8 protein-coding genes and 3 tRNA genes are annotated in these 11,561 nt (G+C 61.4%); 4 read left to right on the top strand and 7 right to left on the bottom strand.

Annotated features, from left to right (window positions below):
* Position 1 precedes the first annotated feature (1 nt).
* Both tsaE and nnr read right to left on the bottom strand, forming a co-directional pair.
* Entirely contained in the window at positions 2–472 is a 471-nt protein-coding gene (gene tsaE, locus ACUXAC_RS13725; protein ID WP_038879220.1) for a tRNA (adenosine(37)-N6)-threonylcarbamoyltransferase complex ATPase subunit type 1 TsaE, read from the bottom strand.
* A 10-nt stretch (positions 473–482) separates the two neighbouring features.
* A complete protein-coding gene (gene nnr, locus ACUXAC_RS13720; RefSeq protein WP_141957769.1) occupies positions 483–1,997 on the bottom strand; it encodes a bifunctional ADP-dependent NAD(P)H-hydrate dehydratase/NAD(P)H-hydrate epimerase in 1,515 nt (504 codons plus the stop codon).
* Between nnr and queG the strand changes: the two genes are divergently transcribed.
* The gene (gene queG, locus ACUXAC_RS13715; protein WP_060421876.1) at positions 1,996–3,135 is read left to right on the top strand and encodes a tRNA epoxyqueuosine(34) reductase QueG; all 1,140 of its coding nucleotides are present in this window, start codon (positions 1,996–1,998) and stop codon (positions 3,133–3,135) included. The genes nnr and queG overlap by 2 nt on opposite strands.
* A 311-nt stretch (positions 3,136–3,446) precedes the next feature.
* On the opposite strand, the gene ACUXAC_RS13710 is transcribed toward queG, so the two are convergent.
* From ACUXAC_RS13710 to orn, 4 genes are all read right to left on the bottom strand, one after another.
* Positions 3,447–3,522 (bottom strand) — tRNA-Gly (locus ACUXAC_RS13710).
* 54 nt (positions 3,523–3,576) lie between these two features.
* A tRNA-Gly gene (locus ACUXAC_RS13705) sits at positions 3,577–3,652 on the bottom strand.
* Between the two features lie 66 nt (positions 3,653–3,718).
* A tRNA-Gly gene (locus ACUXAC_RS13700) sits at positions 3,719–3,794 on the bottom strand.
* 192 nt (positions 3,795–3,986) lie between these two features.
* Positions 3,987–4,532: an oligoribonuclease gene (gene orn / locus ACUXAC_RS13695; RefSeq protein WP_033636776.1), complete on the bottom strand. Its 546-nt coding sequence runs from the start codon at positions 4,530–4,532 to the stop codon at positions 3,987–3,989.
* 245 nt (positions 4,533–4,777) lie between these two features.
* Between orn and rsgA the strand changes: the two genes are divergently transcribed.
* From rsgA to mscM, 3 genes are all read left to right on the top strand, one after another.
* Positions 4,778–5,827 carry a small ribosomal subunit biogenesis GTPase RsgA gene (gene rsgA / locus ACUXAC_RS13690; protein WP_004929686.1) on the top strand — a complete coding sequence of 350 codons (1,050 nt, stop codon included), beginning with the start codon at positions 4,778–4,780 and terminating at the stop codon, positions 5,825–5,827.
* Between the two features lie 76 nt (positions 5,828–5,903).
* Positions 5,904–6,797: an archaetidylserine decarboxylase gene (gene asd, locus ACUXAC_RS13685; RefSeq protein ID WP_060440899.1), complete on the top strand. Its 894-nt coding sequence runs from the start codon at positions 5,904–5,906 to the stop codon at positions 6,795–6,797.
* Between the two features lie 13 nt (positions 6,798–6,810).
* Positions 6,811–10,158, top strand: coding sequence for a miniconductance mechanosensitive channel MscM (gene mscM, locus ACUXAC_RS13680; protein WP_343181054.1), 3,348 nt, complete (start codon positions 6,811–6,813; stop codon positions 10,156–10,158).
* 68 nt (positions 10,159–10,226) lie between these two features.
* Here the strand turns inward: mscM and epmA are convergent, their stop codons facing one another.
* On the bottom strand, positions 10,227–11,204 hold the full coding sequence (epmA, locus tag ACUXAC_RS13675; RefSeq protein WP_004929681.1) for an elongation factor P--(R)-beta-lysine ligase: 978 nt from the start codon (positions 11,202–11,204) through the stop codon (positions 10,227–10,229).
* Positions 11,205–11,561: the final 357 nt, after the last annotated feature.

The following is an 11,561-nucleotide window of genomic DNA, read 5'->3' as shown; positions in this document are numbered from 1 at the left end:
ATCATCCCTGTGATCCATGAATGCGGTCTAACAGCTGGCTGCCGTAAGTGGAAATCGCCTCGATCTTCGCCTCTCGCCCCTCGCCCTGATAGCAAAGATGCAGCGCCAGATCCGGCTCCGGCAGCACGCCGGTACCCTGTTGCGGCCATTCGACCAGGCAGATGGCGTCTTGCGCGAAGTAATCGCGAATGCCCATGAATTCAAGCTCTTCAGGATCGGCCAGGCGATACAGATCGAAGTGATACACCGCCAGCGGCTGCAAGGCATAGGGTTCCACCAGCGTGTAGGTCGGGCTTTTGACGTTGCCCTGATGCCCTAACGCCTGCAGGAAACCACGGCTGAAGGTGGTTTTACCGGCGCCTAGGTCGCCGTAGAGATAGATGACGCTGGCGCGATCGCAGGCCTTGGCCAAAGTGGTGCCCAAAGCGACAGTCGCTGCCTCGTCCGGCAGAGGTAAAACGAGTTCTTTCATTCGATAAAGTCTATTTTGCCCACTCAGGGTTAACGAAATGAAGGATGTCCGGCAGTAAATCGGTCGCCAACATGCCTCTTGTTCCTTGTCTTTCCGCTACGCGATCGCCGGCCGCGCCGTGTACGACGCAGCCCGCACAGGCGGCATCATACAGCGGGAGCTTTTGCGCCAGCAAACCGCCGATGATACCCGACAGCACATCGCCCATGCCGCCGGAGGCCATGCCGGCGTTGCCGACGTCGGCGATCGCCATCTGCCCCTGCTCATCGGCAATCAGCGTGCCGGCGCCTTTCAGCACCGCCACGCCGCCGTAGCGCGCCGTCAGCTTGCGCACGGCAAGTAAGCGATCACTCTCGATGTCGGCAGTGCTGCAGCTCAACAGCCGCGCCGCCTCTCCAGGATGCGGAGTCATCACGCGATTCTGCCGTTTCTCGGGATTTAATGCCAGCAAGTTCAGCGCATCGGCGTCCCACAAGGCCGGTTTATCGCTGGTTTGCAGCACGTTCAAGGCGTTTTTGCCCCATTCAGCCTGGCCCAGCCCCGGGCCAATCACCAGCACATCCGCCCATTGCATCGCCTGCCGCAGCGTCGCCTCGTCCAGCGCCTGCGCCATCAACTCCGGCCGGGCCGCCAGCAGCGGTGCGACGTGTTCAATGTGAGTAAGCACTCGCACCAATCCCGCCCCGCTGCGCAGCGCCGCTTCCGCCGCCATGCGAATGGCGCCGCCGAATCCGCGGTCACCGCCCACCAACAGCAGGCGGCCATGCTCGCCCTTATGGGCGCAGGGGCGGCGCGGATGCAGCCAGCGCGGCAACGCCTCGGCGGTAAGCCGCTGAATCTGTTCCGGTTGCTTCGCCAGCCAACCCGATAAGCCTAGCGCATTCTGATGAAGTTGCCCGACCCAGTCACGCGCCTGGCCGGTCAGCAATCCCGGTTTGAGGCCGATGAACGTGACGGTGTGCGCGGCACGCACGACCGCGCCCGGCACCGCGCCGCTTTCCGCCAGCAGGCCGGACGGGATATCGAGCGCGACCACCGGCGCCGAGTGGCGGTTGGCGGCCTCGATCAGCGCGTCGTAAGGCGCACGCGGCGCGCTGCCAAGGCCAGTGCCTAACAGGCCGTCGATAATGAGAGAGACAGACGCCGGCCAGCGGCTGTTCGCCGGCAGAATATCACCGCCGGCGGCCAGCCAGGCCTGACGGGCCGCTGCGGCTTCCGGTGGCAAAGGCCGTGCGCCTTCGCAGGCGATCAACGTCACCTGCAGGCCCGCCGCCTTCGCCAGGCGCGCCATCACATAGCCGTCGCCGCCGTTGTTGCCGTGGCCGCACAGCACCAGCCAGTGGTCGCGGGAGGGGTACGCGTTGCGCGCCAATGCGTAGGCCGCCTGACCGGCGCGCTGCATCAAATCGTAAAGAGAAATACCGAGTGAGGCCGCCGCCGCGGGTTCCGAGCGACGGATCCAATCCGCAGGCCAGACAGAGTGTGGTAAACTGTCAGCGTATGCTTTTTCACTGTGGCCCGTCATGACGCACCCCCTCGATCTCCATCAACTCGCCCAACATATCAAGCAATGGGGGCAATCGCTAGGATTCCAACAGGTTGGCATCTGCGATACCGACCTGAGCCTCGAAGAGCCGAAGCTGCAGGCCTGGCTCGACAAGCAGTACCACGGCGAGATGGAATGGATGGCGCGCCACGGCATGCTGCGCGCGCGCCCTCACGAACTGTTGCCGGGCACGCTGCGGGTGATCAGCGTACGCATGAACTACCTGCCGGCCAAGGCGGCGTTTGCCAGCACCTTGCAAAATCCGCAGCTGGGTTACGTCAGCCGCTACGCGCTGGGGCGCGACTATCACAAACTGTTGCGCCAGCGCCTGAAAAAGCTGGGCGATCAGATCCAGGCCTACTGCGGCGAGTTGAATTTCCGCCCCTTTGTCGATTCCGCGCCGGTGATGGAACGCGCGCTGGCCGCCAAGGCGGGCATCGGCTGGGTTGGTAAACACTCACTAATTCTCAACCGCGAAGCCGGGTCGTGGTTTTTCCTCGGCGAGCTGCTGATCGACCTGCCGCTGCCGGTGGATAAGCCGCAGGAAGAGCAGTGCGGCCGCTGCGTCGCCTGCATCACCACCTGCCCGACCGGCGCCATCGTCGCCCCCTATACCGTAGACGCCCGGCGCTGCATCTCCTACCTGACCATCGAGCTGGAAGGCGCGATCCCGGAGGAATTCCGGCCGCTGCTCGGCAACCGCATCTACGGCTGCGACGACTGCCAGCTGATCTGCCCGTGGAACCGCTTTTCGCAGCTCACCGACGAAGACGACTTCAGCCCACGCGCCGCGCTGCATGCACCGCAACTGATCGATCTGTTCAACTGGACGGAAGAAAAATTCCTGCGCATCACCGAAGGCTCAGCAATACGCCGCATCGGCCACCTGCGCTGGCTGCGCAATATCGCCGTGGCGCTGGGCAATGCGCCCTACGAGGACGGCATTGTGCTCGCGCTGCGCACGCGCCTGGGCCAGGACGCCATGCTGGACGAACATATCCACTGGGCGCTGGCGCAACAGCTTGCCCGCCGCGAGGCGCAGGGCATCGAGGTGCAGACGGCGCAGAAAAAACGGCTGATACGGGCTGTGGAAAAAGGTTTGCCGAGGGACGCCTAACGGCGTGCGCCGCGCGGCTATTTCACCGGATGTCTCACTCTGTGGATTTGTGCATAAAAATAAAAACACGTTGTCTTTCAACTGCAACAAAAAGAGCAAGTGATCGGCATAACGTTTTGGGATAAATAAATAAACTTATAAATCAAATAGATAAATATTTAATCTGTATGACGTTGATTTTTCAGGCAGGCGGGTTTATGTACAGAGGCTGTGGATAACTCTGTTTACAACATTTTTACCAGGCGTGTAAAACGGGACAAAAACCCGCGCCGGATAAGGCGTTGGATTTGAATTTGAAACGAAGAGAAAATTGGAGCGGGAAACGAGACTCGAACTCGCGACCCCGACCTTGGCAAGGTCGTGCTCTACCAACTGAGCTATTCCCGCATTGAGATGCTTTTGGCATCCGGTCACCAAACACTGGCGTGACCTTTGAATTTTTGGAGCGGGAAACGAGGCTCGAACTCGCGACCTCAACCTTGGCAAGGTTGCGCTCTACCAACTGAGCTATTCCCGCGTCGCATAGGTACTGCTTGATACTGCTTTATTTATTCATCATGCCGCATCGCGACATTGTTGAATTTGGAGCGGGAAACGAGACTCGAACTCGCGACCCCGACCTTGGCAAGGTCGTGCTCTACCAACTGAGCTATTCCCGCCCGGCGTATCGATGGTGGAACGTTACGAAATTCTTCATCGGTACGGGGTGCGCATTATACGAGAAATCCTTTTTGTCGCAAGCCCCTGAAAGCAAAAAAACGCGATTTTTGTTTGATTGCCGATTAAAGCGCCAGTTTGGCGAATTAAGCGGCTAAAAACGGCGTTTTTTCCCCGCAGGGGCCGCCATCGCCTTAAAGCTGAATGAAATGTTCGCGGTAATAAGCCAGCTCGGCCACCGATTCGCGGATGTCGTCCAGCGCCTGATGGGTGCCCTGCTTCTTAAAGCCGGCGAGAATTTCCGGCTTCCAACGGCGCGCCAGTTCCTTCAACGTGCTGACGTCCAGATAGCGATAATGGAAGTAGGCCTCCAGCTCCGGCATGTAGCGGAACAGGAAACGGCGGTCCTGGCCCACGCTGTTGCCGCAGATCGGCGATTTGCCGGCCGGCACCCACTGCTGCAGAAAGGCTATCGTTTCCAGCTCGGCGGCGCGATCGTCCTGGCGGCTGGCTTTCACCCGCTCCACCAGCCCGCTGCCGGTATGGGTGCGCACGTTCCACTCATCCATCAAGGCCAGCTGCTCGTCGGATTGGTGCACGGCGATCACCGGCCCTTCCGCCAGGATGTTCAGGTTGGCGTCGGTGACCAGCGTGGCGATCTCGATAATGCGGTCACGCTCGGGATCCAGCCCGGTCATCTCCAAATCGATCCAAATCAGGTTATTTTCGTTTCCTGTCATGATGTTTCCTGCCTAAAAGCCGAGAGAAAAACGCTGTGCGGACGAGACGACGGGCGCCGCCGCTGGCGACGCGCCGCAGCCGGCGGCTAACAACGGTTATTTAATATAAAATAGCGTGTATCATAGTCTTTTTGGTCGCCCTGGGCGACATATACCCTGACGGGTTCAAGGCTGCGCCCGGGGCAAGTCCCCCGCCGCAGCTGTGCGTATACGTAAAGGTATAAAACCGATTCAAGTGAGGCGCAGTGAGTAAGAACAAACTGTCCAAAGGCCAGCAACGCCGCGTGCAGGCGAACCATCAGCGCCGTCTGAAGCGCGCTGATAACAAACCGGAACCGGATGATTCCCAGCTGGGCGAGCCGCAGGAAGGCGTCGTCATCAGCCGTTTCGGCATGCACGCCGACGTTGAGGCGCCGGATGGCACTCAGCACCGCTGCAACATCCGCCGCACGCTGCGTTCGCTGGTCACCGGCGATCGCGTGGTGTGGCGCCCCGGCCTGGGCACCCATGAAGGGGTAAAAGGCATCGTGGAAGCGGTGCACGAGCGCACCTCGGTGCTGACGCGCCCAGACTTCTACGACGGCGTGAAGCCGATCGCCGCCAATATCAATCAGATCGTCATCGTGTCGGCGATCCTGCCCGAGCTGTCGCTGAACATCATCGACCGTTATCTGGTGGCCTGCGAAACGCTCGAAGTCGAGCCGCTGATCGTGCTCAACAAAATTGACCTGCTGGACGCCGAAGCGCGCAAGCTGGTCGACGGCATGATGGATATCTATCGCAAGATTGGCTACCGGGTGTTGGAAGTTTCCAGCCAGACGCGGGAAGGCATGGCGGAATTCGAACAGGCGCTGGCGGGGCGCATCAGCATCTTCGCCGGCCAGTCGGGGGTCGGCAAGTCCAGCCTGCTGAATGCGCTGCTGCCGCCGTCCGAAGAGCAAATTCTGGTAAATCAGGTTTCCGACGTTTCGGGCCTCGGGCAACATACCACCACCGCCGCGCGGCTGTACCATTTCCAGCACGGCGGCGACGTGATCGACTCCCCGGGGGTGCGCGAGTTTGGCCTGTGGCATCTGGAGCCGGAACAAATCACCCGCGGATTTGTCGAATTCCGTGATTATTTAGGCGGTTGCAAATTCCGCGACTGCCGCCACGATACCGATCCCGGCTGCGCCATCCGCGCGGCGATGGAGAAAGGCGATATCGCGGAAGAGCGTTTCGACAACTATCACCGCATTCTGGAAAGCATGGCGCAGGTGAAGGTTCGCAAGAACTTCACGGACGCCGCAGACTGACACTGACGGGCGGGCATTGACGACGGCGGAGCCCTCGTTACAATGCGCGCCCTTTACCCTGATTCACGAGGTTAACGTGCTGGATAGCATCAAGATTAAATTGCAATATTGGTTGCCGAAGCTGGCGCTGACCCGCCTGGCAGGCTGGGGCGCCGACAAACGGGCCGGCTGGCTGACCCAACTGGTGGTCAAGGCCTTCGCCCGCTTCTACCGCGTAGACATGCAGGAAGCGCAAAATCCGGACCTGGCGTCTTACGCCACCTTCAACGACTTCTTCGTGCGCCCGCTGCGCGACGGCGCGCGCCCGATCGTCGCCGACGCCAACTGGCTGGCGCTGCCTGCCGATGGCGCCATCAGCCAGCTCGGCCCGATCCGCGACGATCAAATCTTCCAGGCCAAAGGCCACCACTACAGCCTGGAAGCGCTGCTGGCCGGCAACTACCTGCTGGCCGAGCCGTTCCGCAACGGCCTGTTCGCCACCACCTATCTGGCGCCGCGCGACTACCACCGCGTGCACATGCCGTGCGCCGGCGTGCTGCGCGAGATGATCTATGTGCCGGGCGATCTGTTCTCGGTCAACCCGCTCACCGCCGCCAACGTGCCTAACCTGTTCGCGCGCAACGAGCGCGTGATCTGCGTGTTCGACACCGACATCGGGCCAATGGTGCAAATCCTGGTCGGCGCCACCATCGTCGGCAGCATCGAGACCGTCTGGGCCGGCACCGTCACGCCGCCGCGCGAAGGCATCATCAAACGCTGGACCTACCCGGCCGCCGGTGAAGAAGGCGCCATCGCGCTGGAAAAAGGCGCCGAGATGGGCCGCTTCAAACTCGGCTCCACGGTGATCAACCTGTTTACCGCAGGCAGCGTGCAGTTCGCGCCGCAGCTGCATAACGGCACCGTCACCCGCATGGGTGAGGCCTTCGCCGAAATCCCGGCCGCCGCTGAAACACCACAGACCCCGCTCTAAAGGAATCGACGCCGTGCGCCTGATCATCACGCTTTTGCTCGGTTGCCTGCTGTGGCAACCGGCGCTGGCCGCCCCCGTGCCGACCGAGAACCAGCTCAAACAGGAGCTGAAGCAGGCGGAAAGCAGCAAAAACGCGCCAAATCAGGCGGAGACCACCGAGGCGCTGCAAAGCGCCCTCAACTGGCTGACGGAGCGTAAAGAGTCGCAGACTCGCTCTGAACAGTATCAGAAGGTGATCGACGATTTCCCGAAGATGACGCAGGAACTGCGCCGTCAGCTGGTGCTGGAAAGCAACAAGATCCTGCCGAACGGCGACGATCTGCCGGCCGCCGAGCTGGAACAGCAGATCCTGCAAACCAGCAGCCTGCTGCTGGAACAGGCGCGCCTGCTGCAACAAGAGCAGGATCGCACGCGGGAAATCAGCGATTCCCTCGGCCAGCTGCCGCAGCAGCAGACCGACGCCCGCCGCGCGCTGACCGAAGTGCAGCGCCGTCTGCAGGCGCAGCCCGCCAACCCGACCACCCCGTACGCGCAGGCCGCCCTGGCCCTGCTGCAGACCGAAGCCGCGGCGCGCAAAGCCAAAGTGGACGAGCTGGAGCTGGCGCAGCTGTCGGCCAACAACCGTCAGGAGCTGGCGCGCATGCGCGCCGAGGTCTATAAAAAGCGCCACGAGAAAATAGACGTTCAGCTGCAGGCGCTGCGCAACAACCTCAACGCCCAGCGCCAACGCGAAGCGGAACTGGCGCTGGAAAAAACCGAGCAGCTGGCCGAGCAGAACGGCGACTTGCCAAAAAGCATCAGCCAACAGCTGCAGATCAACCGCGAACTGTCCGCCGCGCTGAACAGCCAGGCGCAGCGCATGGATCTGATTTCGTCGCAGCAGCGGCAGGCGGCGGCGCAGACGCTGCAGGTGCGCCAGGCGCTGAGTACTATCATCGAACAGGCCCAGTGGCTCGGCTCGTCGTCGGCGCTGGGGGAAACCCTGCGCGCCCAGGTGGCGACGCTGCCGGAGATGCCCAAGCCGCAACAGCTGGACGGCGACATGGCCCAGCTGCGCGTGCAGCGCCTGCAGTTTGAAAACCAGCTGGAAAAACTGTCGCAACGCGAATTCAAACGCGACGACGGCAGCGCGCTGACCAACCAGGAGCAGCGCATCGTCGATGCCCAGCTGCGCACCCAGCGCGAGCTGCTGAACTCGCTGCTGTCCGGTTGCGACACCCAAATCCTCGAGCTGACCAAGCTGAAGGTGGCCAACACCCAACTGATCGAAGCGTTGAACGAAATTCGCGACGCCACCCACCGCTATCTGTTCTGGGTGCCGGACGTCAATCCGATCAACTTCTCTTATCCGCTCAACGTGGCGCACGATCTGACGCGCGTCCTGTCGCTGGACACGCTGTCACAGCTCGGCGGCGCTTTCATGATGATGGTGACCAGCCGCGAAACGCTGATCCCGATCTTCGGCGCCCTGCTGCTGGTGATTTTCAGCATCAGTTCGCGCAAGCACTATCACGCCTTCCTCGAGCGCGCCAGCAGCCGCGTCGGCAAGGTGACGCAGGACGAATTCTTCCTGACGGTGCGCACCGTGTTCTGGTCGATTCTGGTGGCGATGCCGCTGCCGGTGCTGTGGGCCGCGCTCGGCTACGGCCTGCAGAGCGCCTGGAACTACCCGGTGGCGGAAGCGATCGGCAAAGGGGTGACCGCCACGCTGCCGATCCTGTGGATCTGCATGATCTGCGCCGCTTTCGCCCATCCGCAGGGGTTGTTCATCGTGCACTTCCGCTGGCCGGCGAAGCAGGTTTCGCGCGCCATGCGTTACTATAAGATGTCGATCTGGCTGATCGTGCCGCTGATCATGGCGCTGATCACCTTCGATAGCCTGAAAGAGCGCGAATTCGCCAACACCCTGGGGCGGCTGTGCTTCATCCTGCTGTGTCTGGCGCTGGCGCTGGTCACCCACAGCCTGAAGCGCGCCGGCATCCCGCTGTATCTGGATAAAAACGGCTCGGGCGACAACATGCTCAACAGCGCCTTCTGGGGGCTGCTGCTGTCGGCGCCGCTGCTGGCGGCGCTGGCCTCGACCGTCGGTTACCTCACCACCGCGCAGGCGCTGTTGGCGCGCCTGGAAACCTCGGTGGCGATCTGGTTCCTGCTGCTGGTTGTCTACCACATCATCCGCCGTTGGATGCTGATCCAGCGGCGACGCATCGCCTTCGATCGCGCCAAACAGCGCCGTGCCGACATCCTGGCCCAGCGCGCCCGCGGCGAAGACGAAACTTCGCACACCCCGAACAGCACCGAAGGATCCATCGATCCGGACGATTCGGACTTCGATCTGGACACCATCAGCGCCCAGTCGCTGCGGCTGGTGCGTTCGATCCTGACGCTGATCGCGCTGGTGTCGGTGATCGTGCTGTGGTCGGAGATCCACTCCGCGTTCGCTTTCCTGGAAAACATCTCGCTGTGGGATGTGACCTCGACGGTGAACGGCGTGGAGACCGCCCATCCGATCACCCTCGGCGCGGTCCTGATTGCCATTCTGGTGTTGATCATCACCATGCAGCTGGTGCGCAACCTGCCGGCACTGCTGGAGCTGGCGGTGCTGCAGCACCTGGATCTGACGCCGGGCACCGGCTACGCCATCACCACCATCACCAAGTACCTGCTGCTGGTGTTCGGCGCGGTGCTCAGCTTCGCCTGGATCGGCATCGAGTGGTCGAAACTGCAGTGGGTGGTTACCGCACTCAGCCTGGGGTTGGGCTTCGGCATGCAGGAGATCTTCTCCAACTTCATCTCCGGCCTGATCATCCTGTTCGAGAAACCGATCCGCATCGGCGACACCGTGACGATCCGCAACCTGACCGGCACCGTCACCAAGATCAACACCCGCGCCACCACCATTTCGGATTGGGACCGCAAAGAGATCATCGTGCCGAACAAAGCCTTCATCACCGAACAGTTCGTCAACTGGTCGCTGTCGGATAACCTGACCCGTGTGGTGCTGACCGTGCCGGCACCGGGCGAAGCCAACAGCGAAGAGGTGACCAAGATCCTGATGAACGCCGCCGAACGCTGCTCGCTGGTGCTGGATAACCCGGCGCCGGAGGTTTACCTGGTCGATCTGCAGCAAGGTATCCAGATCTTCGAGATGCGTATTTACGCCGCCGAGATGGGCCACCGCATGCCGCTGCGCCACGAGATCCACCAGCTGATCCTGGCGGGCTACCGCGAGCACGGCATCACGCTGCCGTACCCGCCGTTCCAGGTGCGCACCGAGACGCTGTCGCGGCTGACCAACAACGGCCGTACGCCGCCGTCTACGCCGGCGCCGAACACCAAGCGCGACGCCGGGAGCCTGTAAGCGGTTCTCGCGATAAAAAAAGGGCCGGCAAATGCCGGCCCTTTTTGCTTTTCTTACCGCCTGAAACGTCAGGCGATCCCGACCGGGAAGGCCAATACGTCGCTCAGGCTCTCGGCGCCCAGCGCCAGCATCACCAGGCGATCCACGCCCAGCGCCACGCCGGAACACTCCGGCATGCCGTGCTGCAACGCCGCCAGCAGGTTATAGTCGATCGGCTGCTGCGGCAGGCCGCGCTCCGCGCGCTTACGGTTGTCCTGCTCGAAGCGCTGCTGCTGTTCACGGCCGTCGGTCAGCTCGCGGAAACCGTTCGCCAGCTCGATGCCCTTGAAGTACACCTCAAAACGCTCCGCCACGCGATGGTCCTCGGTGCTGATCTCCGCCAACGCCGCCTGGCTGGCCGGGAAGTGGTAAACGAACGCCGGCTTTTCACGGCCGATATGCGGCTCCACGCCCACGGTGAACAGCAGCTGCAGCAGCGTATCGCGATCTTCTTCGGTATCGGCGATGTTGCTCAAGTCGAGTTTGGCCGCCGCTTCGCGCAGCTGCGCCTTCTCCGCCGACAGCGGATCGATGTCCAGATGGCGCAGGAAGGCCTGCTGATAAGACAGGGTCTCCGCGCTCTCGCAGTCCAGCACCTGTTGCAGCAGATCGTCCACTTCGTTCATCAGGCGGTACATGTCGTAGTGCGGACGGTACCACTCCAGCATGGTGAATTCCGGGTTGTGATGCCGCCCGGCTTCTTCATTGCGGAAGCTGCGCCCCATTTGGTAGATCGGGCCGCTGCCCGCCGCCAGCAGGCGCTTCATGTGATATTCCGGGCTGGTCATCATGTATAGCGTCAGGCCCTCTGCCGCCCCCGGCCCGACGAAACGCGTCTCGAACGGGAACAGGTGAACGTCGGTGACCGTCGCCTGGCTCATAGTGGGCGTCTCAACTTCCAGCACGCCACGATCGGCGAAGAAACGCCGGATCTCAGCCAGAATCGCTGCGCGTTTCAACAAATTGGCGATGGGTGCACTAGGCTGCCAGCTTGCCGTTTCGCTCATGGTAATTAACTCCGAAATCAAACAGGGGATGCAGTCTACTCGCATCCTTGCAGCCAAACAAATTCTTCACGATACACAACCGGCCATAACGCCAATTTCCGATAAATAGGCGGCAAAAGCGCGTTAAAAAGGGTAAAGCACGCCGAACACGCGAAAAGGCAGGCAAGCCTGTTGGTCGAGCGTTAATCGACAAAACAATCGATCACATCAAATTTCGACTACTTAACTTTAGGTATAGTTAATTCCCCATTATTGGTGGGAGATATCTATCCTTAACCTTTAAGCAACATTAATCGGTTCAATTAGTTAGCACCCGAAGAGTTCGCTAAATTTTAAGCATAGATATTTAACTTGCCG

The sequence above is a fragment of the Serratia sp. 121840015-1 genome, assembly GCF_053627655.1.
The sequence above is the reverse complement of the archived record's forward strand: the minus strand, read 5'-3'. Positions and strand labels throughout refer to the sequence as shown.